We start from the raw sequence: 24,323 nt of genomic DNA on the forward strand, positions 1-24,323 counted from the left end.
GTCAGAGTACGGGCGCGCCCGGTCCGTCGGGCCGTTCCCGCCGTCCCTCGACCACGCCGCGCGCGATCCCGGCGACCTCCTCCTCCGGCAGCCGCCGGAAGCCGTCGGCGGTGACGGCCGCCAGCGACGGGTAGAGGCGGCGGGTCAGGTCGGGGCCGCCCGTCGCGGAGTCGTCGTCGGCGGCGTCGTACAGCGCCTGGACGGCCAGCGTGGCGGCCTGTGTCTCCGCCAGGCCGGGGCGGTAGAGCTTCTTGACCGCGCCGAGGGCGAAGACCGAACCGGAGCCGGTGGCCGCGAAGTCGTGCTCCTCGCAGCGCATGCCGTCGACGAAGTACGAGTAGATCCGGCCGCGTCCGGCACGCTCGTCGTACCCGGCGAGCAGGGGGACGACGGCGAGACCCTGCATGGCAGCCCCGATGTTGCCGCGGATGAGGGTGGCGAGGCGGTTCGCCTTGCCCTCGAGGGACAGGGCGACGCCCTCGATCTTCTCGTAGTGCGCGAGCTCCATCCGCAGCAGCCCGTACATCTCCTCCGCCACACCGGTCGATCCGGCGACGCCCACGGCGGTGAACTCGTCCGCCTGGAAGACCTTCTCGTACCGCCGGTTGGCGATCATGTTGCCCATGGTGACCCGCCGGTCCCCCGCGATCAGCGCCCCGTCCGCGTACCGCAGCGCGACGATCGTCGTCCCGTGCGGCACCTCGAACGACCCGGCGGGCCGCGGCCGGTTCCACGGCAGCAGCCCCGGCGCGCGGGCGCCCAGGAACTCCGTGAACGACGATCCGGCCCCGAAGAACTCCGGCGGCAGCGTGCTGTCCCCCTCCATGGCGCTCCTTCGCGTCGCGGTGTCAGACCCTTCGCACCCTACGTCAGCCCTCCCGGCCGCCCTCGGCCTGCTCCGCGAGGCGTTCGAGGACGTCCTGGAAGTCGGCGCCGACCGTCACCGTGAGGGTGCCCTCGTCGAGTTCGCTGAGCTGGACGAGCTCGCCCGCACGCCACCAGAACAGATGCGGGCTGACCGGTCCGACGGCGTCCTCGTGGCCCGCCGCGGCGTAGCGGGCGATGCCGCCGAGGCTGGCGATCACGCTGATGTCCTCGATGGGATGGAACACCAGCTGGTGCCGGAACGGCATCGCGACCAGCGCCCCGTCGGGGCCGAGCGGCCGGCCGGTGACCTGCTGGACCAGCTCGTCGAGTACGAGCACCCGGCTGGCGGTGAAGAACGAGTCGCCCATCACCACGTGGAACCGCTGTCCGTCGTCCTGCTCGACCGCCTCGTGGCCCTCGACGGGCAGCGACCGCAGATTGCGGACCGCCTGTGCGCGCAGCGCGTGCACCCCGCCGAGGGGCTCCAGCGATTCGTCGTTGAGCAGCATCACGCTGTCCGGCAGGTCGAGGGCGAGCACCTCGCACAGGCCGGGCGTGAGCGGACGGGCGTAGCCGAAGTGGCCGCGGTCGAGGAGGTCGGAGTCGACGATCCGCGGATAGACGCGGCGCAGCAGTTGCTCCGCCGGCATCGTGTCGAGTGCGGAGGGGCCGTCCAGGGTGCGCAGCAGGACGGAGATGTGCCGCCGGATCAGCTGCGGCCACAGCCGCCGGCCCCGGTCGTCGTGGTGGCAGGTCGCCGCGAGGTTGCCGAGGCCGAACTGGCGGCCCGTGTTGTCCGCCGCGTGCTGGGCGTAGAGCGTCACCTCCAGCCCGTGCTCGGCGAACGCCTCGCGGACGGTGCGCCGGAAGAGCGCGCCCTCGTGCACGGAGAAGAACTCGAAGGCGTCGTCACGCGGCACCTCACGACCGTCCCGTTGCCGTCCCCTGTTACGGCGGAATATCCCCACGGCGCTCCCCCTTCCACGCGCGATCTTCCGGCTCCGATCCTACCCGCGAGGGGGGTCGGCTACCCGTTCAGCGGACCGTGTCCGCCGCCCGCAGGAAGGTCTCCAGCCCCGCCAGATCGTCGGAGTTGAGATGGTCGACGTCGGCGGCCAGCAGCTCCCGCCACACCGCGTCGCGCTCCGGTCCCGGCAGGTCGGGGGTGGCCCAGAACCGTACCCGCTGCCCCTTGGAGTGGGCGAGCGCGACGACCGAGCGCAGGGCCTCCCGTTCGGCGGCGGGCATGGGGCCGGCGCCCTGCCAGGTGAAGGCGCTGGACCAGCTGGCGCTGAGCAGGGGGATGAAGGACGCGGGGACGTCGGTGGGGAGGTCCTCGTAGCGGCCGTCGTAGAAGGCGTAGCGCACGTGCTCGGCCTCCATCGGGATCCGGGCGGCCCGGTCGCCGGAGATCACGGCGGTGACGGCGCGCGGCTGGACGCGGCCGTCGACGGCGTGGCTGAACAGGCCCCGGTAGCGGCGCAGTACGCGGGAGAGCTCGAGGTACGTGGGCTCGCCCAGGTCCTTGATGTCGACGAGCAGCTGCAGCGGGCGGTGGTAACCGGCGTACACGCTGCCGCGGTTGCGGGCGATCCGGCGGGCGAGCGGGTCGAGGTAGAGGCTCTGCAGGGTGCGGGTGGGGTCGAGGGCGGCCTCCTCGTGCGCGACGAGGAGCTGTCCGTCGCGGAGGAAGACGTCCGCCTCGACGGAGGTGAAGTTGTGGGCGAGGGCGTCGAGTAACGGCCGCTCGTGGAGGTAGTCGTTGTGCGCGTGGGCCCGGCGCAGCGGGGCGGGGCCGGCGGCGCGGGCGGTGCCGGGCAGCAGGACGGCGCCTGCGGCGGCGGCGGAGAAGGCGGCGACGGCCTGGCGGCGGGTGGGTCGGTACACGGGTGTTTCCTCCCCTGGTTCGCGGTGGCTCGTACGGAACAGCTGTCCCTCAGGATGACGTCCCTCGCGCTCACTTGAGGGATACGCGCAGGAAATTCCTGAGGCTGTCACCCGTCGTTTCCGTCGGGGGACGCTGATAGAACGGCGGGATGAAGATCCGTACCGGAGGACCCGCCGACTCGGCGGTGATGATCGAGCTCTTCGACGGCGCGGTGCGCTGGCTGGCCGGACTCGGCCGGACGGGGCAGTGGGGGACGAGCCTCGCGTCGGAGAGCCCCGCCCGTCGGGAGCATTTCGAGGAGTACGCCCGGGACATGACCGTCCGCGTGGCGGAGACGGACGACGGGCGGGCCGTCGGGGTGTGCGTGCTCGTCGAGGAGCCGCCGGAGTCGGTGTCCCCGGCGGCGGAGCGGGAGCTGTACATACGGCTGCTGCTCACCGACCGGGCGCTCAAGGGCGGCGGGATAGGCGCGGCGCTGGTCGCGGACGCCCGGGAGGAGGCGGTGCGGCGGGGGATCTCGCTGCTGCGGGTGGACTGTTACGCGGGCGACGATCAGGCGCTGGTCCGGCGGTACGAGGCGCTGGGGTTCCGGCGGGCGGAGTCGTTCACGGTGGAGCGCGAGGGGCTGGCGCCGTGGCCGGGGCAGGTGCTCGGGACGCGGGTGTGAGGCGGGCCCGGGGCCGCGGCAGGGTCAGCGGCTCCGGGCCCGCGTCACACGCGGCGCCGGTCGGGATCAGCCGGCGTCGGGGGCGGTGCTGCCGACGAGTTCGGGCTTCGCCTCGGGGGTCTCGTCGGCGACGACCTCCACGGTGGGGGCGTCGGAGGTGTGGCAGGTGCCGTTCGGGGAGCAGCAGTCGCCGGCCATGGGCGTCTCCTTTTCTTTTCGGGGATACCCTCAGGGGGTATGTGCAGCACTATATACCCCCGGGGTGTATCCGACGCAAGAGGCTGCTAGCGTGCGCCGCATGACCGGTCTCGAACTCCTGCGCGCCGACCCGGCGCTGGCCGCGCTCGCCGCGTTCCCCTTCGACTTCGATCTGGAGCGAGCCGAACACGGCGAGGAGGTCCGCCTGGCATCCGGCGCGGCGCTCACGCCGATCGCGGGGGACGACACGGGCGGGACGTTCTTCGTGTGCGCCGGCGGGCCGGTGCTCTACGCCTCGTCGGAGGGACAGGCGGGACTGATCGCGGGGAGCGTGGACGAGGCGCTGGAGCTGGTGGTCGGGCTGCCGGGGTGGCGGGATCTGCTGGGGTTCACGGCCGGGGATCCGCCTGACGAACTCTGCGCCGAGGTGGCCGAGCTGGAGGGCGAGATGCGGGCCTCGTACGCGCCGGACCTCGACGAACAGCGCTCCGGGCTGCTCGCCGCACTGGGGCTGGCCGCACTCGGTCCCGCCGAGCTGGTCGCCCGGCTGCACACGGCGCAGTTGCGGACGGAGCCGGACTTCCTGCTTCTGAACGCCGAGGAACTGCTGGCGTACGAACCACTGCACGACCACCCGCAGCGCCCCCTGTACGACGTGGTCCTCGAGTCCGGCCGGGCGGATCTCGCGCTGCTGCGTGCCTCGCCGGAATCCTGGACTCGTACAGCCGCCGACGGAATCCGACGCCCCGTCGCGCTCCGCGCCGCGCAGTACGACCGCGACCCCGGCGACCTGGGCTTCCTGCGGACGCTGGCGGAGGCGGAGGCCAACTACGGCATGACGGACGAACTCCGCCTCGCGATGCTGCTGATCGCCCGCCACGGAGGCGCGGCGGAGCTGCCGCTGCTGCTCCGGCTGCGCGAGACCTCGTACGACACCCACTGCGGGCTCTCGGAACTGCCCGAGAAGGGCGAGGAGGAGCTACGGGCCTGGGCCCGCGAGCTGGACGACGCCCTCTTCGGCGAGGATCCGGAGGAGGAGCCGGAGCTGCTGTGGATCGAGTTCGCCCGCCGCCAGGGCCGGACCGAGCACGCCCGCGCCGCGCTGATCCGGCTGCTCGACGCCACGGGTCCGGCGGAGGCGCCCCGGCTCGGCACCCTGGCCCACGAGCTGGCCGAGCTCGGCGACTTCGCCCAGGCCGCCCGCGCCCAGAAGATCCACACCGCCCTGCAGGACCGCGCCTGGGACCGCGGCTCCGCCCTCACCCGGCTGGCGTCTCTCCAGCGGCAGGCCGGCGACCCGCAGGCCGCGTGGGCGTCCCTGGAGCGGGCGCTACGGGTCCTCGATCCGCCCGAGGCGCCGGCCGTCCCCGCCCCCGCCCCGCCCGCCGACACCTCGGCCGACGGCTGGCGCGGGTACGGCCTCGGACACCGCGTCGTCCAGGAGCACTTCGAGCTCGCGGCGGCAGCCGGCGACCGCCGCGCGTACGACCGCGGCCGCGAGCTGCTGGCGTCCCTCCCGCACCCGCCGGCGGCGGCCGTGCGCGAGGCCGCCGACCGGGCGGCACGGGCGGTGTCGTAGGCGCCGCCTATGGCCGCCCGAACTCCAGCAGCGCCGCCGCGCACTCCCCCGCCGCCTCCTCCGCGTGCGCCGGGATCGCCGTCCCCGCCCGCAGACGCCGCTGCACCAGGGCGTACGGGACATCCACCAGCGCCATCACCGCCCGCTCCACCTCCGCCGGCGTCCGCGCCGCGCGCCACGTCCCGTACCGCCGCCATGACCCGGCCGTTGGCCGCCGCTGCGCCGGGTGGCCCGCGCCCGGCGCGGCTGAGGCCCCCGTCAGTCGGTGGCGAGCAGCTGTCTTCGCAGGCGGGCGAGGATCGCGGAGAGCAGCCGCGACACGTGCATCTGCGAGATGCCGAGCTCCGCCCCGATCTCGCTCTGCGTCAGCTCCTGGCCGAACCGCATGGACAGGATGCGCCGTTCGCGTTCGGGCAGCGCGGCGACGAGGGGCTTGAGGGCGTGGATGTTCTCGACCTTTTCCAGCCGGCGGTCCTCGTAGCCGAGCCGGTCGGACAGGGGGCCCTCCCCGTCGTCGCCGTCCGTCTGGTAGTCGACGGAGGAGGCGGTGTAGCCGTTGGCGGCGAGCAGGCCCTCGAGGACGTCCTCGGCGTCCAGTCCGGTGTGCGCGGCGAGTTCGGCGACCGTCGCGCTGCGGCCCAGACGCTGTTCGACCTCCGTCTGCGCCTTGGCGAGGGTGAGGCGCAGCTCCTGCAGGCGGCGCGGGACTCGGACGGCCCAGGAGGTGTCGCGGAAGAACCGTTTGATCTCGCCGATGATGGTCGGCAGCGCGAACGAGGGGAACTCCACGCCGAGTTCCGGATCGAACCGGTTGATCGCCTTGATCAGGCCGATGGTGCCCACCTGGACGATGTCTTCCTGCGACTCGGTGCGGGTGCGGAAGCGGGCGGCGGCGTAGCGCACCAGGGTCAGATTGAGCTCCACGAGGGTGTTGCGTACGTACGAGTACTCGCCGGTGCCTTCCTCCAGGGTGCGCAGCCGCACCAGGAGGACCCGGGACATCTCGCGCAGTGACGCGGTGTCCGTGTCGGACGGTCGGGGAACGGGCGGCAGTTCGGCCTGCTGCCGCGCCGGTCTGGGGTGGGGCGCCGGGCCGGGCCCCGGGGTATGTCGGTGCGAGCGGGCGTAGTTCTCGGTCAGCCAGGGGGCGGCCATGTCCCGGTCCTCTCCGTCGGGTTGCCGAGGTCGTGCGCCTCGGGTCGGGTCCGTCTCGCCTGGTACCCGGTTTCCGCGACGGTATGCGGAATCGTTATCTTCCGTGATCGGGTCGGCCCTCGGCGTCCAGCAGGGCCAGGTCCTCCTCCCGTACGACGTCGAAACGCAGCGCGAGGGAGGCCACGGCCTCCTTCTTGCCGTTCTGCCGCGCGCCCTCGGCGGCGAGGTCGGCGGCGGCGCCGAGGCGGAGTTTGACGGCGAGGTAGTCGAGGTTCCACTGCACGGTCGTACGGCTGGCGGCGGGCCAGCGGGGGCGCAGCCGCTCGACGATGCGGTCGGTGGTGGGGAGGGGGGCGTGCGGTTCGCCCCTGAGGCGGGGCTCGCAGAGGGCGGCGAGGACGAGGAAGTACCGCTTGTCGCGGTCGAGGGAGAAGGCCATGAGGGTCGGCGCGCCCTGTCCTTGCGCCGGGGCTCTGACCAGGTACTCGTGGCGGGGGGCCCAGACGTCGAAGGTGAGGAGTTCGCCTGCGGCGGGGAGGACGACGCGGGAGAACTCGAAGGGGATGGGGGCGTCGAGCCTTCCGGGGGCGATTTTGATGTGTTCGCCGGCGCCTTCGGGGTTTTCTACGACGTAGGTCTGGGTGCTGAAGTTGGAGAGCTCCCAGTGCCCTTTCCCGGCGGTGATCTGCCCGGCGTTACGGGAGACGCCGGGGTGGGGGATCTCCATCCAGCGGACGTCGCCGCCGGGGTGGCCGTCGCGGCCGAAGTCGAGGGTGTCGCCGGGTTCGAGGAGCACCTGGCCGCCGCCGGCGGGGTGGGGCGCGGAGGGGATGACGATGATGGAGTCCACGGGGCTCCTTTCGCGGTCAAGCGGCAGTGGGGGGTTGCGGGTCGGGGGCGTTGACGTCGAGGGAGAAGAGGATGCCACCGCCGCAGGGGACGTACAGGGCGGAGCCCAGGATGCCGGGGGTGAATCCTCCGACGCCCAGGGGCAGTCGGGCTCCGGGTGCCGGCCCGGAAGTCCACCGGACCTCGCCCGTCGCGCGGTCCAGGGCCGCCACACGGCCGGTCGGACTGGAGACGAGGACGAGCCGGTCTCCTACCGCAGGGGCACCGGGGCTGTCGAATTCGAGGGTGCGCCGCCACAGTCGGCGGCCGGTTCGCAGATCAACGGCGCTCACGGTGCTGTCGTCCGCCGACTCGTAGTACACGTCGGCAGCGAGCACGCCCGGCGGATCGGGATCCATCAGAGGATCCGGCTGCTCCGCCAATACCCCCAACCGGCCCGTATCCGGGTCGAGGATGCCGAGGCGTCTGCGGTCGGATGTGCTGACCCCCACCACGATCTTCTCCGCATCGGCTGCAAGCGGCTTCAGGAGATACGGGTGGGTCCTGGACCACAGTCGCTCACCGTCGCGCGTCCGAAAGGCCGCGACCACCGTGGTCATCGAGTTCTCGTCGGACGTCGCACAGCTCGTCACCACCACGTCGTCGAGCATCCGCAGGCCACACGCCTCGGTGTACGGCAAGGTCCTGGACCACAGCCGACGGCCTGAACGCCCCTCGTATCCGATCACCGCGCCTTCATTCACGAGGGCTACCACTCCCCGGGATATCCCCGACACCGGCGCGACGGCCACATACTTCGAATCTTTCACCTGGTGCCACAGCGTCGTACCAGTGGCTGCGTCCACCACGTGCACAGCCAGCTCCGTACCGTCGCCCTCGGTCTGCACCAGGACCAGGTCCGACGAGGCGGCCAGCAAATGAGGCACGGGGTACTCCTCACCCGTGTACTTCTTCCGCCACTCGGCACGTCCGGTCGCCGGGTCGAACCGGGTCAGTGGCCCACTCCCCTGCGCACAGAACAGCGCCCCCTGCGTCGGCGGCGCGCACGTCGGCCCCTCATGCACGTTCGGGAGGAGCCGGGTTGCCCACGGCCGCCACCCCTCCGGCGTCCCCGCGACCACCCCCCGGACGGCGTCCTCCGACCGCCCGTCGGCGCCGACCACCGCAAGCAGCCCGACGGCCAGCCCCACCGCCACCCCCCGCCGCACAGCCCTCCCCACCCGCAACCGCAGCCGCACCCGCCGCCCCGGCCCCGACACCGCCGCCAGCACCTCCGCCGGCGTGGGCCGCTCCCCCGGGTCCTTCGCGAGGCACCGCCGTACCAGCGGCCGCAGCCACTCCGGCGTGCCCCCCAGGTCCGCCGGGGCCGCGACCACCCGGTGGGCGATGAGGTACGGCGAGTCGTCGTCGAACGGCCCCGCCCCCGTCGCCGCGTACACCAGCAGCGCCCCCAGGGCGAAGACGTCCGCCGCCGGTCCCACGTCCCGGGGCCGGGCCAGCTGCTCGGGGGCCATGAACGGCGGCGACCCGATCACCCGTCCCGTGACCGTCAGCGTGTGGTGGTCCGCCGCCCGCGACACCCCGAAGTCGATGACCCGCGGCCCGTCCGCCGCGAGGAGCACGTTGCCGGGTTTGAGGTCCCGGTGCACCACGCCCGCCCGGTGGATGTCCCGCAACGCCGCCGCCAGCCCCGCGGCCAGCCGCCGCAGCTCCGCCTCCCCCAGCGGACCGTGCGCCTCCACCTGCGCCTGGAGCGCCGGCGCGGCGACGAACTCCGTCGCCATCCACGGCACGTCGTCCGCGACCCCCGCGTCCAGCACCCGCACGGTGCTCGCCCCGGTGACGCGCCGCGCCGCACTCACCTCGCGCGCGAACCGCTCCCGGAACTCCGCGTCGTCCGCCAGATGCCGGTGCACGACCTTCACCGCGACCGGCCGCCCCGCCCGGTCCCTGGCCAGATACACGGTGCCCATCCCGCCGGACCCGAGCCGTGCCTCGAGCACATAGTCCCCGACGGCCCCCGGATCCCCCGTCCGCAAGCCCACAACCGCCCCCACCCGGTAAGCGCGTTCCGCCAACCGGCCGACGGTATCAACGGGTTCGGACCGGCCGCCACAGGTCCGGCCGGGGGCCCGGGGGTTGTCCCCCGGAAAACGCGGCAACGGGTTCGGACCGGCCGCCACACGCCCGGCCCGCCCAACACCCCGGTCCGGGCACACGCCCTGAGTTCTCTCAGTACCGCCCGGCCGCGGATCTTTGCCAGGTTGTCCCCATGCTCCGAATCGACTTCAGTGCGGGGGACTTGAGCCGACTAAGGGTGTCGAAAGAACCCGATCCGATGTGGGAGGTGGTACTCAGCCTGCAACTGCTGCAGAGCCGCCAGGCGAAACTGGCGTTCGACCCATGGCGCCGCGAAGTACAGACCGCGCTGCGCCGCACCGGCCTCACGACGACCGCCGCCGGGCTGGCCCGGCTGTGTCCGACGGCCGCGTACTTCCCGGACTTCCTGACCCCGGGCGGCACCGGCCCCGAGCTGGAGGGGGCGCTGGACCGGGTGCTGTCCACACCCCGCCGGCGGCTCGCGGAGGAGCTCCGGCTGCTGGCCCGTACGACACCGCTGCCGCCGTCCGCCGCCCGGCTGGCCTCGGGCGACACGGCCACGCTGCGGCGGCTGGGCGAGGCGGTGCGCCGGTACTACGCCGTCGCGGTGGCCCCGTACCGGGAGGCGATCCGTTCCGCCGTGGCGGCGGACCGCCAGCCACGGGCGGCGGCGGCGCTCTCGCACGGGGCGGGCGGTCTGCTGTCCACGTTCCAGCCGGAGCTCGTGCAGGAGGGGGACACCCTGCGGTGCGCGTATCCCGTCGTACGTGAGCTGCCGCTGCGGGGCCGGCCGCTGACGCTGGTGCCGTCGTTCTTCTGCGTACACCGCCCGGTGGCGCTCGTGGACCCGGGGCTGCCGCCGGTGCTGGTCTACCCGCTGTCCCCGGCCCCCGGCTGGCTCCCGGCCCGTGGCAGCGCCCCGCGCACCGCGCCGGCCCGGGCACTCGGCCGGCTGATCGGGTCCACGCGGGCGCTGGTCCTGGACCTGCTGGACGAGCCGCGCACGACCAGCAGGATCGCCGCGGAACTGGGCGTGGCCCTGGCCTCGGCGAGCCGCCACGCCTCGGTCCTGCGCGAGGCGGGCCTGATCACGTCCCACCGCGACGGCCACCACGTCCTCCACCAGCGCACGCCTCAGGGGGAGGCGCTGCTGAACGGCTGACCCCGGACGGGTCCGCCCCCTGTGACCAGGAGGCGGACCCGTCCGGGAGGGCTCATGCCCGGGCCCAGGTGCTCTCCGTGATCCAGTCCGAGTAGCCGTCGTCGTCGTAGACCTTGACCTCGACCTGGGCGTCCTCGGGAATGTCCTGCCCGTTCCAGATCTTCTTGTCGACGACCGCGTCGGTGCCGTTCGGCGAGATACGGGCGAGCCGGTGGTACACGGTGCCGGCGTAGTAGCCGAGCTCGACGTAGATGGTGTCGCCGTCGTTCCTGGTGTCGTACACCCACAGCTCCTCGCCGAGCGGGTGGAACTCCACCTTCCCCACGAACCAGTCGCCCTTGTACAGCTCCGTCTTGTACGCCATGGAGTTCCCGGCGTCGTACGCGAAGTACGTCCCGTCGAACGGGTCGGCGAGATCCCCACCGCTGCAGGGGCAGTACGTGGTGGCCGGGTGATAGTCGGCCACCGTCGGGTCCGGGTCGTACGCCTGTGCGGGCGCGGCAGCGCCCAGGACCGTGCCCCCGGCCAGCACGGCCCCCGCGGCGATACCCGCCGCCAGCTCTCGAAGTCGCATGTCGGTCCCCCGTTTCCGGGCGTCGCCGCCCGCTCGGATCACATCCGTGAACCGCACCATCGTGACCCGGGAGCGCGGTGGCGCCGCGGAGTTTCGACGAGGACTCAACCCGGCGTCACGCCCACGGGTGCGGTCAGGGCTACCACCGGACCGGCAGCCGGTGCGGGCCGCGGATGAGCATGCCGTGGCGCCAGGTGAGGGCGGCCGGGTGGGCGTCGAGGGCGAGGCCGGGGCAGCGCTCCAGCAGGGCCCGGACCGCGATCCGGGCCTCCAGGCGGGCGAGCGGCGCGCCGAGGCAGTAGTGGATTCCGTGGCCGAAGGCGACATGCCCGCCGGCGGGCCGCCGGACGTCGAAGCGGCCGGGGTCGGGGAAGCGCGCGGGATCGCGATCCGCGTCCGCCAGAGCCACCAGGACCATCTCGCCGCCGCCGGGCACGACCGTGTCGCCGATCTCGACCGGCGCGGTGGTGAACCGGAACGTCGGCGTCTCCACCGGCCCGTCGTAGCGCAGCATCTCCTCGACCGCGTTGTCGATGAGCGTCATGTCCTCGCGCAGCACGGCGAGTTGATCGGGGTGGGTCAGCAGGGCCAGCACACCGTTGGAGATCAGATTGACCGTGGTCTCGTGTCCGGCGACCAGCAGCAGCCAGGCGGTCCCGAGCAGTTCGTCCGCGGACAGCCGGTCACCGTCCTCGTCGGTGGTCCGGATCAGGGCGCTCATCAGGTCCGGCCCCGGGGTGAGGCGCTTGTCCTCCAGTAACCGGGTCAGATACGCGGTCACTTCACCGGTCGCGGCCAGCCGCGCCTTCGGGTCGGGGTCGGTGAGGACCGTGGCGGTCCACGCGCGGAACGCGTCCTGGTCCAGCATCGGGACGCCGAGCAGCTCGCAGATCACCGATATGGGCAGCGGGAACGAGAGCGCCTCGACCAGATCGGTCCGCCCCTCCTCGATCCCCGTCATCGCGTCGAGCAGTCTGTCGGTGATCTCCCGCACCCGGGGGGCGAGTTGCTCGACCCGCCGCGGTGTGAACTCACGGACGACCAGCTTGCGCAGCCGCTCGTGATCCGGCGGGTCCGAGTTGAGCATGTGCGGCCCCGCGGAGGGGCTGGAGATCGGGAAGGAGGGCGAGGCGTTCTTCCACTGCTTGGACAGCCGCGGATCGGCGAGCACGGCCCGCCCGGCCTCGTACCCGACGACGAGCCAGGCCTCAGCCCCCTCCGGAATCCGCACCCGGTGCACGGGCCCGCGCTCACGCAGCGCCGCGTACACCGGATAGGGATCACGGACGAAGTCCTCCCCCATCGCCACCAGATCGACCACGCCGCCTACCGCCATCGCCCGCCTCCCCGTCATCGGCTTCCCCTCGACGCTAGCAGCGGCCGGCACCCGGGCGAAGGACCGATCAAGCCCCGCCGGCCCCTTCCGGACCGGCGGCGCACAGCGACCCCGCGGGCGTCAGTCCTCGGCCGGCGCCAGCCGCAGGGAGATCGAGTTGATGCAGTACCGCTGGTCCGTCGGCGTCGGATAGCCCTCGCCCTCGAAGACGTGGCCGAGGTGGGAGCCGCAGCGGGCGCAGCGGACCTCTGTGCGGACCATGCCCGCCGAGCGGTCCTCGATGAGCTCGACGGCGGCGGAGTCCGACGGGTCGTAGAAGCTCGGCCAGCCGCAGTGGCTCTCGAACTTCTCCGTGGAGCGGAAGAGCTCCGCTCCGCAGGCGCGGCAGTTGTAGACGCCCGTCGTCTTGGTGTCGGTGTACTCGCCGGTGAACGCGCGCTCCGTGCCCGCCTCGCGCAGCACCCGGTACTCGGCGGGGGTCAGCTCCGCGCGCCACTGCTCTTCCGGCTTGTCGATGTCGTACGGCATGGGTTTCAGGCCTCCAGGACGGAGAGGATCTTCGGGCCGAGGTCGGTGACGTCGCCCGCCCCCATGGTGAGAACAAGGTCACCCGGCTTCGCCATTCCTGCCAGCAGCCCGGGGGCGCCCTCCTTGGCGGGCGCCGCCGTCACGTCCGCGCCGGCGGCCCGGGCGGCGTCGACGATCAGGGTGGACGTGACGCCGGGGATCGGGTCCTCGCGCGCCGGGTAGATGTCCAGGACGACCGAGGCGTCCGCGAGGGCCAGCGCCTCGCCCATCTCCTTGCCCAGCTCCTGGGTGCGGGAGAACAGGTGCGGCTGGAAGAGGACCAGGAGCCGGCGCCCCTCGCCCGCGGCGGCGCGCATCGCCTCGAGGTCGGCGGTCATCTCCGTCGGGTGATGGGCGTACGAGTCGATCACCTGCACCCCGGCCGCGGCGCCCTTCAGCTGCAGCCGGCGCTTCACACCGGTGTACGAGGCCAGCGCCGGCGCCAGTGCGGCCGGGGGGACGCCCAGGGCGGCGCCGGCGGCCAGGGCGGCGACGGCGTTGTGCGCGTAGTGGCGGCCGGGGACCGAGACGGTGAACGTCAGCTCCTCGCCCGCCAGGCGGACGGTGACCTCGCTGGTCAGGCCGTCGGGGACCACGGACAGCACGCGGACGTCGGCGTCGGGGGCGTCGCCGTACGTCGTCACCTTCAGGCCCTCGGGGAGGTGCCTCCGCAGCTCGCGGGCGCCCTCGTGGTCGGCGGAGAGGATCAGCGTGCCGCCGGGGGTGATGCGGCGGGTGAAGGTGGCGAAGGACTCGTAGATCTCGTCCATCGAGGCGTAGTTCGCGTGGTGGTCCAGCTCCACGTTGAGGATGATCGCGACCTCGGGGGCGTACTTGTGGAAGCTCCGGTCCGACTCGTCCGCCTCCGCGACGAAGATGTCGCCGCCGCCGTCGTGGGCGTTGGAGCCGGGCTCGTCGAGGTCGCCGCCGATGGCGTACGACGGGTCGAGCCCGAGGGTGCGCAGGCTCACGGCGAGCATGGACGTGGTCGTGGTCTTGCCGTGGGTGCCGGCCACGGCGATGGGACGGAGTCCGTCCATCAGGGCGGCGAGGGCGTCGGAGCGGTGCACGACGGGGATGCCGGCGGCCCGGGCGGCGGCGAGCTCCGGGTTGTCGTCGCGGATGGCGGAGGAGACGACCACGGCGGTGGCGGCCGGGTCGAGGTGGGCGGCGGCGTGGCCGATGTGTACGGTCACGCCGTGTGCGCGCAGGGCCTCGGCGGTCGGGGAGTCCTTGGCGTCACTGCCGGCGACCGCGGCGCCACGCTGGGCGAGGATCTTGGCGATGCCGGACATTCCGGCTCCGCCGATTCCCACGAAGTGGGGGCGGCCCATCAGGGGTGGAATCGCCGTCGGCATGCGGTTCTCCTTGCCAGGGGGGTGCAGTGTGCGGGGTGATTCTCGCATCCGGGGTGAGGTCCGGGGGACGCCGCGGCCTCCGGCAGGGGGGTCGTCCTTCAGTTGCGTTGGCTGACGCGCATCCGGCCTTCGGCCGGAGTCCTCAAACGCCGGACGGGCTGTAAGGGACCCGTCAGCCCTTGATGGGTGAAGGCGCGCCCCCATATCAGCCCGTCCGGCGTTTGAGGACTCCGGGCGAAGCCCGGATGCGCGTCAGCCGACGCAACCGCACCCGCACCCGCCGTCACTCGTTGTGCGCGAACAGCTTCAGCACCGGGACCCCCACCTTGTGTCTCGCCCGGGAGGCCCAGTCGCGGTGGAAGAACTCCTCCACCAGATGCGGCGCCGTCAGGACGATCACCTCGTCCGCCTTGCGGTCCGCGACGACCGCCCGCAGCTCCTCCAGCGGGTCCTCCCCGACGATCCGGCCCGCGGCCGACGCTCCCGCGCCGCGCAGCGACTTCAGCGAGAACTCCAGCGCGGCCTCCGCCGGCGTCAGCGCCTCGGAGCCCTCCGGCTCGTCGCCCTCCCGTACCGCGTCCTCGAACTCCCCGAGCGCGACGTCGTCGAGCGCCCGCAGCAGCCGGTCCTGATTGCCCCGGGGCTGGAGCAGTACGACAAAATCCACCGGCTCGGCGCCGTGGAGCGTCGTCACCATCTCCACATCGACGGGGACCAGCGGCTTCTCGATCATCAGCACTGTGGTGAACACGACGTGCGCCCTCCATCCGTACGGCCCCTCCTCGCATGGGGGTCCGCTCCAGAAACGATCCTGCCGCTCTAGTCTGCCCAGTCAGCCGTAAACGGAACGGCACATTCCGCAGATTGTCAGATCCGACGGTAACGGCTGAACAGAAACCCGGCCTCCTCCAGCAGCGACACCAGAGTGAACTCCCGCGGCACGGCGTACGCCGCCGCCCCCGTCATCACCCGCGGCGCGTCCCCGAGCGTCACCCGGGGCGCGAGCGTCAGGCACAGCTCGTCCAGCACCCCGCCCGCGGTGAGCGAGGCCAGCACCGTCGGTCCGCCCTCCGTGAGCACCCGCGTCAGCCCCCGTTCGCGCAGCGCCGCCACCACTCCCGCGGCCTCCGCTCCGCCGTCCGGCCCCGCGACGACCACGTCCGCCCCCGCCGCACGCGCCGCGGCGACCCGGTCGGCCGGGGCGTCCTCGCCCGTCAGGACGATGGTCGGGGTCAGGGGCTCCGTGAACAGGGGCAGCGTGAAGTCGAGGTTCAGCCCCGCGCTCAGCACCGCGATCGCCGGCGCCGGGGTCTGGCCCAGCTCCCGGCGCCGCGCGGCGAAGGCGTCCCGGGTCCGGGCGGGGCGGTACCCCTCCTGGCGAACCGTTTCAGCACCGACGAGCACCACGTCCGCCAGCCCCCGCAGCACGCCGAAGATCCGCATGTCCCCCGCCCCGGACAGCGGCTGCGAGCGGCCGTCGTGGTGGGCGGCGCCGTCCAGGGAGGACACCATGTTGGCGCGCAGCCAGAAGCCGGCGTCCGCGGGATAGGCGTACGCGTCGGCGAGTTCGCCGAGCTCCCACTCCCGGTCCGGCGTGACACGGTCGTCGGACTGGGGACCGGCGTACGGGGGGAACAGGCGTCGCATACGGGGCAGTGTGGCATGCCCCACGTCGTACGGAGGCGCCAGGCACACCCCCGTACCATGTGTACGTGCCATCCTCCTCCGCCCCCGCGCCGATATCCGCCGACACGACCTCCCCCGGGGCCCTCTCCGAGCGGACGCCGCGGGTTCCCGCGGAGCGGCTGGTGGCCGAAATGGTGCCGCCGCCGCGCTTTGACTCCGTGCGCTTCTCCACGTACGTCCCGGACCCGGACCGGCCGAGCCAGGCGGAGGCCGTCACGGTGCTGGCGGACTTCGCGGCGGGCCTGGGCGGCGGGGCCACGGCGGTGGGCGGCGGGGCCCGGCGCTGGTTCCGTAAGGCGCCGGCCGCGCCGAAGGGGCCGCGCGGGGTGTATCTGGACGGCGGCTACGGCGTCGGCAAGACGCATCTGCTCGCCTCCCTGTGGCACGCGACGCCGGCCGAGCCGCGGCTGAAGGCGTTCGGCACGTTCGTGGAGCTGACGAACCTGGTCGGCGCGCTGGGCTTCCAGCAGACGGTGGCCACGCTGAGCGGGCACCGGCTGCTGTGCATCGACGAGTTCGAGCTGGACGACCCGGGCGACACGGTGCTGGTGTCGACGCTGCTGGGCAAGCTGGTGGACGCGGGCGTGGCGCTCGCCGCGACGTCGAACACGCTGCCGGGCAAGCTGGGCGAGGGCCGCTTCGCGGCGGCGGACTTCCTGCGCGAGATACAGGGCCTGGCGGCGCACTTCCGCCCGCTGCGCATCGACGGCGAGGACTACCGCCACCGCGGTCTGCCCGAGGCGCCGGCCCCGTTCACCGACGAGACCGTCACCCGGGTGGCGTACGCGACGCCGGGCACGACGCTGGACGACTTCCCCACGCTGCTGGAGCACCTCGCCTCCGTGCACCCGAGCCGGTACGGGGCGATGACGGACGACGTGCGCGCCGTGTGCCTGACGGGCGTGAAGGAGATCTCCGACCAGTCGACGGCGCTGCGGCTCGTGGTGCTCGCGGACCGGCTGTACGACCGGGAGGTCCCGGTGCTGGCGTCCGGGGTGCCGTTCGACCGGATCTTCGGCCCCGAGATGCTGGCCGGCGGCTACCGTAAGAAGTACTTCCGGGCGATATCCCGGCTCACGGCCCTGGCCCGCGACGCGAAGCCGCTCGCCGCGGAGGGCTGAGCCGGCCGTACAACCGAACAATTCTGCGACTCTCCCGTCCCGGTGGACACACCCGGCGCGAACACGCCGGGCATGCGCACACCGTTCACATGCCGTTCACCAGGTGATAGGAACGAGGCCGCACATCTCCTGTCCGCCAACAGGAAGTTGATCCGTCTGATGACGTCACGACGCGAGATGCTGGCCCGTACGGGTGCCGCGGGCGCGGGTATCGCCTTCGCCGGGGCCTTCTCCGAACTCTTTGCCTCGAGCGCGGCCGCCACCCAGTCGATGGGCCGCGGCGCCGGCTACGGCCCGCTCGTCCCCGATCCCGATCATGTGCTGGACCTGCCGGAAGGTTTCAGCTACCGCGTACTGTCCCGCACCGGGGAGCCCCTGCGCTCCGGCGAGGGACTCGTCCCGCAGGCCTGCGACGGGATGGCCGCGTTCGCCGGCCCCCGCGGCGGCGTGATCCTCGTACGCAACCACGAGAACCGCACCACCGCCGAGCACAAGGTCCCCACGGTCGAGGGCATCACCTACGACCCCGCGGGCGGCGGCGGATGCACCGCCATCCACCTCGACCGGCGCGGGAACGTCGTCGGTGAGCACGTCGCTGTCGCCGGTACGGCCATCAACTGCGCCGGCGGACCGTCCCCCTGGGACACCTGGCTGACCTGCGAGGAGACCGAGGACAAGGCCGGGATGAACGGCCACACCAAGGACCACGGCTTCATCTTCGAGGTGAGCGGCGCCGACCCGCGCAGCACCGGGGCCGTCCCCCTGACGGCGATGGGCCGCTTCGCGCACGAGGCCGTCGCCTTCGATCCGCACAACGGGGTGGTGTACGAGACGGAGGACGCGTTCGTATACCCCTTCGGCCTCTTCTACCGCTTCCTGCCCGAGAAGCCCCTCGGCGGCGTCGGCTCCCTGCGGGCCGGCGGCACGCTGCAGGCCATGCGGGTGCCGGGGGTGCCCGACCTGTCGGCCGTGACGGAGACCGGCGCGGTCTTCCGGAACATCGAGTGGATCGACGTCCCGGACCCCCTCGCCACCACGACGTCCATCCGCGACCAGGACTTCGGCCCGGGCGGCATCACCCACGGGCAGAAGCTGGAGGGCTGCTACTGGGGCGGGCACAACGTGTACTTCGTGTCCAGCTTCGCCCGTACGCAGGACGGCTCCACCGCCACCCACCACGGCCAGGTCTGGCGCTACGACCCGGACGCCCGCACCCTCACCCTGGTGATCGTCTTCGGCCCGGACACGAACCCGCAGAACCCCGGCGACGAGCCGGACAACATCACCCTCGCCCCCGGCGGCGGGCTGATGCTCTGCGAGGACAGCGGCGGCGAGCAGCACGTCTTCGGCCTCACCCGGCGCGGCGAGGTGTACCCGATGGCCCGTAACCGGCAGAACATCGGCACGCCCGAGGCACCGGAGTACGGCGAGTTCGCGGGCGTCACGTTCGCCCCGGACGGCGGCACGATGTACGTGAACGCCTACACGCCTGGCACAACCTTCGCGGTCACCGGACCATGGAAGAAGTGATCCGGACGTGAACACCGTCCCGGACCGGCCGCCCCGTGCCGCCGGTCCGGGACGCGCCAGACCGTCGGAGGTGCCCGGTGGCGAAGAGCGAGGCGACGGACCTGCGCGAGCTGCTGCGCGTCCCGCCCGGCGGCCCGCTGGACCTGGGCACCTATGATCCGCGCGCCACGCCCGCGGGCCCGCGGAACAAGGCCGCGGGCCGGGCGGCGGTGACGGCGCTGGGGCCGGAGCTGGCCGGACTCCAGGAGCGGCTCTTCGCGGCGGCCACGGCCGGTGACCGGCGGCGGCTGCTGCTCGTCCTGCAGGGCATGGACACCTCCGGCAAGGGCGGCACGGTCAAGCACGTCGTCAAACTCTTCGACCCGTCCGGCTGCCGGATCCGCTCGTTCAAGTCGCCCACCGACGAGGAGCGCCGCCACCACTTCCTGTGGCGGATCGGCAAGCAGCTGCCGCAGTCCGGCGAGATCGGCGTCTTCGACCGGTCGCACTACGAGGACGTGCTGGTCGTCCGGGTGCGCGGGCTGGTGCCGCGGGAGGTGTGGTCGCGGCGGTACGACGAGATCAACCGGTTCGAGGAGTCGCTGGCCGCCGACGGGGTGACCCTCGTCAAGTGCTTCCTGCACATCAGCCGCGAGGAACAGCGCCGGCGGCTGCTGGCCCGGCTCGACAACCCGGCCAAACGGTGGAAGTTCGACCCGGTCGACATCGACGAGCGGCGGTACTGGGCCGCGTACCGGGAGGCGTACGCGGAGGCGCTCGCGCTGTGCAACCCGGACCACGCGCCGTGGTACATCGTGCCCGGCGACCGCAAGTGGTACCGCGACTGGGCGGTGAGCCGGCTGCTGCTGGAGCATCTGACGGAGCTGGATCCGCGGTATCCGCCGCCCTCGTACGACGTGGACGGCTGCCGGGCCCGGCTGCTCGGCGAACGGGTGAAGGGCCGCCGCCGGGCGGGCTAACCCGATCCCCCGTACGACGCTTTCCGCACGATAATCGCACGGATCATCTTTACGCTCCGGAGCATGATCACCTCCCGGGGCGCGTGTGCCCTCGTCCTGCTGGCCGCCGTCCTGCTGCCGACCGGCTGCGCCGCCCCGCGGGCGGCCGAGTCCGCGAGAACCGCCGCCAAGTCCGCCGGTGAACCCGAATCGGCCGCGAAGCCGCGCACCCCCGCCCTGGCGCCTGTCCTGAAGCACGGCGGGCGGGGTGCCAAGCGGGTCGCGCTGACGTTCGACGCCGACATGATGTCCGACCAGGTCGACCGGGCCGCCGGCGGCGAACGGTTCGACAATCCGGAGCTCATCGCCACCCTGCGCCGGCTCCAGGTGCCGTCGACGGTGTTCATGACCGGTGCCTGGGCGGACCAGTACCCGGACCAGGCGCGGGCGATCGGCCGGGACCCGATGTTCGAGGTCGCCAACCACTCGTACAGCCATCACGCGTACACCACCCCCTGCTACGGCCTCCCCGCGGTGGACCCCGGCACGATGCGCGCGGACGTCGACCGGGCGTTCGCCGCCATCCGGCGGGCGGGGGTGGCGCGTCCGGTGCCGTACTTCCGTTTCCCGGGCGGGTGTTACGACGCGGCGGCGCTGAAGGCCGTCGCGCCGACGGGGGTGACGGCGGTGCAGTGGGACGTGGAGAGCGGGGACGCGTTCGCCACGGACGCGGGCGCGGTGGCCGAGCAGGTGCTGGCGGGGGTGCGGCCGGGGTCGGTGGTCGTCATGCACTGCACGTCCAGCGCGGCGCCGGTGACGGAAGAGGCGGTGCGCACGATCGTGCCGGAGCTGCGTGAGCGCGGGTACCGGTTCGTGAAGGTGTCGGAGCTGGCGGCGGGGTAGCGTCCGTCAGCCGGAGCAGGCCGTGCGCTGGGCCTCGAGCCACTCGCAGGCCGGGCAGAGGACGACGCCGGGAACGCTCTCGGCGTACTCCGTGGCCTCGCCGCACTGGACGCAGTCCGCGCGCGGCTCGTCCGGGGAAGTTCCGGTGCCGGCCGGGGCACTTGGGGCGCCGCTGGTGTCGCAGTACGTCATGTCTCCACCGTAACTCCTCAGCCGCGGCGCCCGCTCACCGCGCACGCGGCAGCCGCCGCCGCGGCGGTGACGGCGGCGGCAAGGGCGAGCGGACCCAGCGGGAGGTCGACGGTGCCGTGGCGGGAGCCCGTGACGAGGCCGGTGACGGCGGCGTTGGCGGGCGACACCCCGGCGACGAGGACGGCGAGGGCGCCGATCAGCGTCGCCGGGACGGAGCGGGCGGGACCGCGCAGGACGGGGCGGTTGGCGAGCGCCCCCACCGCGACGCCGAGCAGCGCGCAGGAGACGGCGGCGGTGAGGCCGGCGGCGGCGGTCGGCAGGACGTCGAGCCGCACCTCGTGGTCGGAGCTGCGCGGGTCGCTGACGGCGAGGACGGCGCCGGTCCCCGCGAGGGCGAGCGTCAGGGCGCCGGCCAGGGCCGCGAGGAGCGCCGCGAGGTGGGTCCGGGCGGCGCCGCGGGCGGCGACCGTGCAGGCGCGGGCGGCGTCGGGCTCCGCGCCGACGCAGATCCGTACCAGCCAGGCGGCGCTCGGGGTGAGCGCGGCGGCGGCGAAGCCCAGGGAGTCCAGGGCCGGCTCGCCCCCGCGGATGCCGATCGCGAGGATCGCGGCGTACAGCACGGCGGGCGCCAGCCAGCGGTGGCCGCGGACGAGCAGGGCGCACTGATAGCGGACCAGGGCGGTCACCGGCTCACCCCCCGCACACTCCACGGCGGCTCGCACGTCAGCAGCTCCCGCAGCACCTCGTCCGCCCGCTCGTCGGGGACCGTCAGGCTGACCCGGTCGCCGGTGCGCACCGCCACGACGTCCGGCGGCAGCGGCGCGTCCTCGGGGCCGCTCACCGTGATCACGGCGTACGGGGCGGTACGAGCCGGGGTGACCGCACCGGCGGCGACCTGCCAGCGGTCGGCGCCGGGGAGCCGGCTCGGGTCGTGGTCGACGAACACCACGGTCGAGCCCCGCGCCGCCAGCTCACCGACGGCCACGTCGAGGGCGCCCCGGGCCGCGGCGTCCAGTCCGGTCCACGCCTCGTCGAGGACCAGGAGCCCGGGGTCCGCGAGCAGTCCCTGGGCGACGGCGACCTTCTGGCAGGTGCCCTTCGACAGCTCGTCGAGCGGCGCCCCGGCGAACTCCGCCGCCCCGAACCGCTCCAGCCACTCCCCCGCCCGCGCCCGCGCCTCGCCGCTCCCCAGCCCGTGCACCCGGCCCAGGTGAACGAGCCAGCCGCGCGCGGTGAACGGCAGCCCCGTCGCGGGGAACCGCTCCGGCACGTACGCGGTGCGCGAAGGCCGCCCGCTGATCCGCCCGGCGCTGGGCCGGTCGATCCCGGCGAGCAGCCGCAGCAGCGTGGACTTCCCGGACCCGTTGGCCCCCTCGACGCGCACCACGCCCCCGCCGGGCGGCAGCCCGAGCTCCACCCCCCGCAGCACCCACGGCCCCCGCACCCCGTAACGCCGCCCGACACCCTCCAGCCTCATGTGACCGGACGCTAGCGCAGCCCCCCGTAAGAACCGCGTGATCTCAGTGCCCCGCCGGCGCCGGCCGGGCCTCGCTCGGCCGTACGATGACGAACCCCTCGCCGTCCAGCCGCAGCTGCACCGCCTCGCCGGAGCCGCCCCGGAGCATCGAGCCGAACGACTGCGACCGGTGCAGCGACGTCTGCAGCTGCGCGCTCCAGCCCACGACCGCGTCCGTGTCCACGAACACCGGGTACTGCGGCGACACCGGGATCACCACCGGCGTCCCCTCGCAGATCACGCCCAGCCGTCCCTGCCCGGAGAAGACGCTGTTGAACAGGCCGCCGCCGACCATCCCGGCGCCCTTCACCATCTTGATCTCGTACGACAGCGTCGAGTCGAAGCACAGCACGTTGCGGCCGTTCACCGTGAGCGCGTCGCCGGGGGCGAAGTCCACGATGAAGCAGTTCGCCGCCTCGTGCGCGAACCACACCTCGCCCTGCCCCCGCACGGCCATCAGCGCCAGCCCCTCGCCGGTCACCGCCCGCTTGAGGAACTGGCCGGCGCCCTGCCCCTTCTTCTCGAACTGGAGATTGCCGCGGTACGCGATCATCGCGCCCTGGCGGGCGAGGCACTCACCGTTCACGGCGTACTTGACGCACTTGGCGTTCTGCAGGGTCATCCCGGGGGCCGTCGCCGGTTCGGCCATGTGTTCCTTGGCGAAGATATCGCTATGCATGGGTGGATCGTCCGCCGGAACCACCGCGTCCGCCAAGTCCGGCGCCACGCGGCGTGACCAACTGCCCGTCGTCTTGGTGCCGTTCACAAAATGACCGGTCAGTAAACAGTGACGCCGCCCTCTATCCGCGTAGAACAATCATGCCGCATCATGGTCGGGCTCCACCCCCCTCGCACCGCCCACCACCATGTGGCGGTGTCTGGCATGTCCCCGACACCAGGGGACATTCACCCCCTGTTGGAGGACGTCTTGTTCCCGCAGCAGTTCCGTACCGCGCTGGTGGGCCTCACCCTCACCGGTCTCGCGCTCACTGCCGCACCCGGCCTCGCCTCGGCGTCGGACGCCAAGTCGGCGCCGGTCCGCGGCAAGTCGCAGGTCTCCTCGATCGAGGACTCCACCGCCCGGTCCCTTGCCCTGTCCCTCGCCGACGGCACCTTCCGGTCCCAGGTCGCCCGGGCGACCGCCGGTGGCGCGGAGGTCTCGCTGGCCCCGCTGGCCGGCCAGGCCGGGTCCGCGTTCCGCTCCGAGGTCGCCGCCGCCGACCGCAAGGTGGCCGCCGCCAAGGGGCTGGACGCGGACACCGGTTCGCTCCTCACCGTCCAGCTGGCCGGCGCCGACACCACCGCCGCCGCGCTGAGCGCCACCGCGCCGCTCGTCGCCACCGCGCCGAACGACGACGAGGCGACCTCCGTCACCGCGTACGACTCCCTGGGCCGCGCCCACCGGCTGGACGCGAAGGTCGCGCCGGAGCAGCCCGTCCTCGTGGTCGGTCTGGACGGCGACAAGGCCGTCTCGGAAGGCATGCAGGTGCTGAACCGCGAGCTGGCCGCCGCCGGCGTCGCGACCCCGGCCAGCACCGCCGCCACCACCACGTCGACGCAGGCCGCCGCCGCGGACGGCTACTGGACCTCGCGCGTCACCGCGGTCCGGCTCTCCGACGACCAGGAGACCTGGATCAAGGGCAACGCCGAGATCTTCACCGTGACCAGCGGCTTCGGGCTGGACGGCAAGGTCCGCGTGGACACGGTCACCATGCCGTACCTGGACGACGCCGACCACACGTACTACCCGAACCAGATCCTGGTGAACTGGTCGCTGTACAAGTACAACCTGGCCGACACCGTGATGTTTGAGGACGACGGCGACACGAACTACTCGGCGCTCGCCAAGGCCCTCGCCAGCGCGCTGCTGACGATCCTGGACCTCGGCGCGTACATCCCGCTGGTGAACCCGGTCATCGACGCGATGCCCGACTCGTTCTGGGTGGACGACCCGGACTTCGTGGACGCCTGGTACACCCTGTCCCGTGAGATGACCGGCACCCGCAACGGCGCCGGCGGTCACGGCTGGATGACCTTCGACCGGTACTTCGTCTCCGCCCTGTGAGGTGACACCGCGCCCCGCCCGGCACTCCCCTGCCGGGCGGGGTTCGCACCTGAGCGGGCCGCCCGGATCCGG

General features: G+C 73.1%; 26 protein-coding genes. 8 read left to right on the forward strand and 18 right to left on the reverse strand.

The genetic code is table 11. From position 1 onward, the window contains the following. Window position 1: 1 nt before the first annotated feature. The 3 genes from prcB to SRB5_RS28610 form a co-directional block, all read right to left on the reverse strand. Window positions 2–826, reverse strand: a complete 825-nt coding sequence (prcB, locus tag SRB5_RS28600; protein ID WP_153456353.1) for a proteasome subunit beta — start codon at window positions 824–826, stop codon at window positions 2–4. Window positions 827–869: 43 nt separating this feature from the next. Then, window positions 870–1,835, reverse strand: coding sequence for a hypothetical protein (locus tag SRB5_RS28605; protein ID WP_323378642.1), 966 nt, complete (start codon window positions 1,833–1,835; stop codon window positions 870–872). A gap of 67 nt (window positions 1,836–1,902) precedes the next feature. Next, window positions 1,903–2,754, reverse strand: coding sequence for a phosphatidylinositol-specific phospholipase C/glycerophosphodiester phosphodiesterase family protein (locus SRB5_RS28610; protein WP_323378643.1), 852 nt, complete (start codon window positions 2,752–2,754; stop codon window positions 1,903–1,905). A 149-nt stretch (window positions 2,755–2,903) separates the two neighbouring features. On the opposite strand from SRB5_RS28610, the gene SRB5_RS28615 reads away from it, so the two are divergent. Next, window positions 2,904–3,422 carry a GNAT family N-acetyltransferase gene (locus SRB5_RS28615; protein ID WP_153456354.1) on the forward strand — a complete coding sequence of 173 codons (519 nt, stop codon included), beginning with the start codon at window positions 2,904–2,906 and terminating at the stop codon, window positions 3,420–3,422. A gap of 66 nt (window positions 3,423–3,488) precedes the next feature. On the opposite strand, the gene SRB5_RS37245 is transcribed toward SRB5_RS28615, so the two are convergent. Next, window positions 3,489–3,620, reverse strand: a complete 132-nt coding sequence (locus tag SRB5_RS37245; protein WP_267132617.1) for a hypothetical protein — start codon at window positions 3,618–3,620, stop codon at window positions 3,489–3,491. A 100-nt stretch (window positions 3,621–3,720) separates the two neighbouring features. On the opposite strand from SRB5_RS37245, the gene SRB5_RS28620 reads away from it, so the two are divergent. Then, window positions 3,721–5,199 carry a tetratricopeptide repeat protein gene (locus tag SRB5_RS28620; protein ID WP_153456355.1) on the forward strand — a complete coding sequence of 493 codons (1,479 nt, stop codon included), beginning with the start codon at window positions 3,721–3,723 and terminating at the stop codon, window positions 5,197–5,199. A 7-nt stretch (window positions 5,200–5,206) separates the two neighbouring features. On the opposite strand, the gene SRB5_RS37250 is transcribed toward SRB5_RS28620, so the two are convergent. The 4 genes from SRB5_RS37250 to SRB5_RS28635 all read right to left on the reverse strand — a co-directional run bounded on the left by SRB5_RS37250 (window position 5,207) and on the right by SRB5_RS28635 (window position 9,248). Then, on the reverse strand, window positions 5,207–5,335 hold the full coding sequence (locus tag SRB5_RS37250) for a hypothetical protein (RefSeq protein WP_267132618.1): 129 nt from the start codon (window positions 5,333–5,335) through the stop codon (window positions 5,207–5,209). Window positions 5,336–5,457: 122 nt separating this feature from the next. Further along, window positions 5,458–6,354: an RNA polymerase sigma factor SigF gene (locus SRB5_RS28625; protein WP_153456356.1), complete on the reverse strand. Its 897-nt coding sequence runs from the start codon at window positions 6,352–6,354 to the stop codon at window positions 5,458–5,460. Between the two features lie 94 nt (window positions 6,355–6,448). After that, entirely contained in the window at window positions 6,449–7,204 is a 756-nt protein-coding gene (locus tag SRB5_RS28630) for an FHA domain-containing protein (RefSeq protein ID WP_323378644.1), read from the reverse strand. Window positions 7,205–7,220: 16 nt separating this feature from the next. Further along, complete coding sequence (locus SRB5_RS28635) at window positions 7,221–9,248, reverse strand: protein kinase domain-containing protein (RefSeq protein WP_456114918.1); 2,028 nt, start codon at window positions 9,246–9,248, stop codon at window positions 7,221–7,223. A gap of 293 nt (window positions 9,249–9,541) precedes the next feature. Between SRB5_RS28635 and SRB5_RS28640 the strand changes: the two genes are divergently transcribed. Beyond that, window positions 9,542–10,465 carry a helix-turn-helix domain-containing protein gene (locus tag SRB5_RS28640; protein WP_228390526.1) on the forward strand — a complete coding sequence of 308 codons (924 nt, stop codon included), beginning with the start codon at window positions 9,542–9,544 and terminating at the stop codon, window positions 10,463–10,465. A 52-nt stretch (window positions 10,466–10,517) separates the two neighbouring features. On the opposite strand, the gene SRB5_RS28645 is transcribed toward SRB5_RS28640, so the two are convergent. The 6 genes from SRB5_RS28645 to SRB5_RS28670 form a co-directional block, all read right to left on the reverse strand. Further along, window positions 10,518–11,039, reverse strand: a complete 522-nt coding sequence (locus SRB5_RS28645; protein ID WP_153456359.1) for a hypothetical protein — start codon at window positions 11,037–11,039, stop codon at window positions 10,518–10,520. A gap of 139 nt (window positions 11,040–11,178) precedes the next feature. Then, complete coding sequence (locus SRB5_RS28650) at window positions 11,179–12,375, reverse strand: cytochrome P450 family protein (RefSeq protein ID WP_153456360.1); 1,197 nt, start codon at window positions 12,373–12,375, stop codon at window positions 11,179–11,181. 120 nt (window positions 12,376–12,495) lie between these two features. Then, a complete protein-coding gene (msrB, locus tag SRB5_RS28655; RefSeq protein WP_153456361.1) occupies window positions 12,496–12,903 on the reverse strand; it encodes a peptide-methionine (R)-S-oxide reductase MsrB in 408 nt (135 codons plus the stop codon). Window positions 12,904–12,908: 5 nt separating this feature from the next. Continuing rightward, window positions 12,909–14,300, reverse strand: a complete 1,392-nt coding sequence (murC, locus tag SRB5_RS28660) for a UDP-N-acetylmuramate--L-alanine ligase (protein WP_153456362.1) — start codon at window positions 14,298–14,300, stop codon at window positions 12,909–12,911. A 283-nt stretch (window positions 14,301–14,583) separates the two neighbouring features. Beyond that, complete coding sequence (locus SRB5_RS28665) at window positions 14,584–15,051, reverse strand: indole-3-glycerol phosphate synthase (protein WP_323378645.1); 468 nt, start codon at window positions 15,049–15,051, stop codon at window positions 14,584–14,586. Window positions 15,052–15,167: 116 nt separating this feature from the next. Next, entirely contained in the window at window positions 15,168–15,947 is a 780-nt protein-coding gene (locus SRB5_RS28670; protein ID WP_153456363.1) for a pyrimidine reductase family protein, read from the reverse strand. A 65-nt stretch (window positions 15,948–16,012) separates the two neighbouring features. Between SRB5_RS28670 and zapE the strand changes: the two genes are divergently transcribed. The 4 genes from zapE to SRB5_RS28690 all read left to right on the forward strand — a co-directional run bounded on the left by zapE (window position 16,013) and on the right by SRB5_RS28690 (window position 20,478). After that, window positions 16,013–17,107 carry a cell division protein ZapE gene (zapE, locus tag SRB5_RS28675; protein WP_323378646.1) on the forward strand — a complete coding sequence of 365 codons (1,095 nt, stop codon included), beginning with the start codon at window positions 16,013–16,015 and terminating at the stop codon, window positions 17,105–17,107. A 159-nt stretch (window positions 17,108–17,266) separates the two neighbouring features. Then, the gene (locus tag SRB5_RS28680; RefSeq protein ID WP_228390527.1) at window positions 17,267–18,637 is read left to right on the forward strand and encodes an alkaline phosphatase PhoX; all 1,371 of its coding nucleotides are present in this window, start codon (window positions 17,267–17,269) and stop codon (window positions 18,635–18,637) included. 77 nt (window positions 18,638–18,714) lie between these two features. Beyond that, window positions 18,715–19,596 (forward strand): PPK2 family polyphosphate kinase, encoded by an 882-nt coding sequence (locus SRB5_RS28685; protein WP_323378647.1) that lies wholly within the window; start codon window positions 18,715–18,717, stop codon window positions 19,594–19,596. A gap of 63 nt (window positions 19,597–19,659) precedes the next feature. Then, on the forward strand, window positions 19,660–20,478 hold the full coding sequence (locus SRB5_RS28690) for a polysaccharide deacetylase family protein (protein ID WP_194293060.1): 819 nt from the start codon (window positions 19,660–19,662) through the stop codon (window positions 20,476–20,478). 6 nt (window positions 20,479–20,484) lie between these two features. Here SRB5_RS28690 and SRB5_RS28695 read toward each other — a convergent pair whose 3' ends face one another. The 4 genes from SRB5_RS28695 to SRB5_RS28710 are packed head-to-tail and all read right to left on the reverse strand — an operon-like array spanning window position 20,485 to window position 22,865. After that, the gene (locus tag SRB5_RS28695; RefSeq protein ID WP_153456364.1) at window positions 20,485–20,670 is read right to left on the reverse strand and encodes a hypothetical protein; all 186 of its coding nucleotides are present in this window, start codon (window positions 20,668–20,670) and stop codon (window positions 20,485–20,487) included. A 17-nt stretch (window positions 20,671–20,687) separates the two neighbouring features. After that, complete coding sequence (locus SRB5_RS28700; RefSeq protein WP_323378649.1) at window positions 20,688–21,356, reverse strand: ABC transporter; 669 nt, start codon at window positions 21,354–21,356, stop codon at window positions 20,688–20,690. Further along, window positions 21,353–22,147: an ATP-binding cassette domain-containing protein gene (locus tag SRB5_RS28705; protein ID WP_153456365.1), complete on the reverse strand. Its 795-nt coding sequence runs from the start codon at window positions 22,145–22,147 to the stop codon at window positions 21,353–21,355. Before SRB5_RS28705 ends, SRB5_RS28700 begins: the two co-directional genes overlap by 4 nt. Window positions 22,148–22,190: 43 nt before the next feature. Then, entirely contained in the window at window positions 22,191–22,865 is a 675-nt protein-coding gene (locus SRB5_RS28710; RefSeq protein ID WP_153456366.1) for an AIM24 family protein, read from the reverse strand. Window positions 22,866–23,114: 249 nt separating this feature from the next. Between SRB5_RS28710 and SRB5_RS28715 the strand changes: the two genes are divergently transcribed. Further along, on the forward strand, window positions 23,115–24,251 hold the full coding sequence (locus SRB5_RS28715) for a DUF3103 family protein (protein WP_228390528.1): 1,137 nt from the start codon (window positions 23,115–23,117) through the stop codon (window positions 24,249–24,251). Window positions 24,252–24,323: the final 72 nt, after the last annotated feature.

Source organism: Streptomyces smaragdinus, from assembly GCF_009604385.1.
Taxonomy (GTDB): Bacteria; Actinomycetota; Actinomycetes; order Streptomycetales; family Streptomycetaceae; genus Streptomyces; species Streptomyces smaragdinus.

Coding starts and splice junctions, on each gene's coding strand:
- SRB5_RS37250 (WP_267132618.1), bottom strand. CDS start 5,335: ATGGCGCTGGTGGATGTCCCGTACGCCCTGGTGCAGCGGCGTCTGCGG.
- SRB5_RS28650 (WP_153456360.1), bottom strand. CDS start 12,375: ATGGCGGTAGGCGGCGTGGTCGATCTGGTGGCGATGGGGGAGGACTTC.
- prcB (WP_153456353.1), bottom strand. CDS start 826: ATGGAGGGGGACAGCACGCTGCCGCCGGAGTTCTTCGGGGCCGGATCG.
- SRB5_RS28710 (WP_153456366.1), bottom strand. CDS start 22,865: ATGCATAGCGATATCTTCGCCAAGGAACACATGGCCGAACCGGCGACG.
- SRB5_RS37245 (WP_267132617.1), bottom strand. CDS start 3,620: ATGGCCGGCGACTGCTGCTCCCCGAACGGCACCTGCCACACCTCCGAC.
- SRB5_RS28680 (WP_228390527.1), top strand. CDS start 17,267: ATGACGTCACGACGCGAGATGCTGGCCCGTACGGGTGCCGCGGGCGCG.
- SRB5_RS28615 (WP_153456354.1), top strand. CDS start 2,904: ATGAAGATCCGTACCGGAGGACCCGCCGACTCGGCGGTGATGATCGAG.
- SRB5_RS28670 (WP_153456363.1), bottom strand. CDS start 15,947: ATGCGACGCCTGTTCCCCCCGTACGCCGGTCCCCAGTCCGACGACCGT.
- msrB (WP_153456361.1), bottom strand. CDS start 12,903: ATGCCGTACGACATCGACAAGCCGGAAGAGCAGTGGCGCGCGGAGCTG.
- SRB5_RS28625 (WP_153456356.1), bottom strand. CDS start 6,354: ATGGCCGCCCCCTGGCTGACCGAGAACTACGCCCGCTCGCACCGACAT.
- SRB5_RS28705 (WP_153456365.1), bottom strand. CDS start 22,147: ATGAGGCTGGAGGGTGTCGGGCGGCGTTACGGGGTGCGGGGGCCGTGG.
- murC (WP_153456362.1), bottom strand. CDS start 14,300: ATGCCGACGGCGATTCCACCCCTGATGGGCCGCCCCCACTTCGTGGGA.
- SRB5_RS28690 (WP_194293060.1), top strand. CDS start 19,660: ATGATCACCTCCCGGGGCGCGTGTGCCCTCGTCCTGCTGGCCGCCGTC.
- SRB5_RS28645 (WP_153456359.1), bottom strand. CDS start 11,039: ATGCGACTTCGAGAGCTGGCGGCGGGTATCGCCGCGGGGGCCGTGCTG.
- SRB5_RS28640 (WP_228390526.1), top strand. CDS start 9,542: ATGTGGGAGGTGGTACTCAGCCTGCAACTGCTGCAGAGCCGCCAGGCG.
- SRB5_RS28695 (WP_153456364.1), bottom strand. CDS start 20,670: ATGACGTACTGCGACACCAGCGGCGCCCCAAGTGCCCCGGCCGGCACC.
- SRB5_RS28620 (WP_153456355.1), top strand. CDS start 3,721: ATGACCGGTCTCGAACTCCTGCGCGCCGACCCGGCGCTGGCCGCGCTC.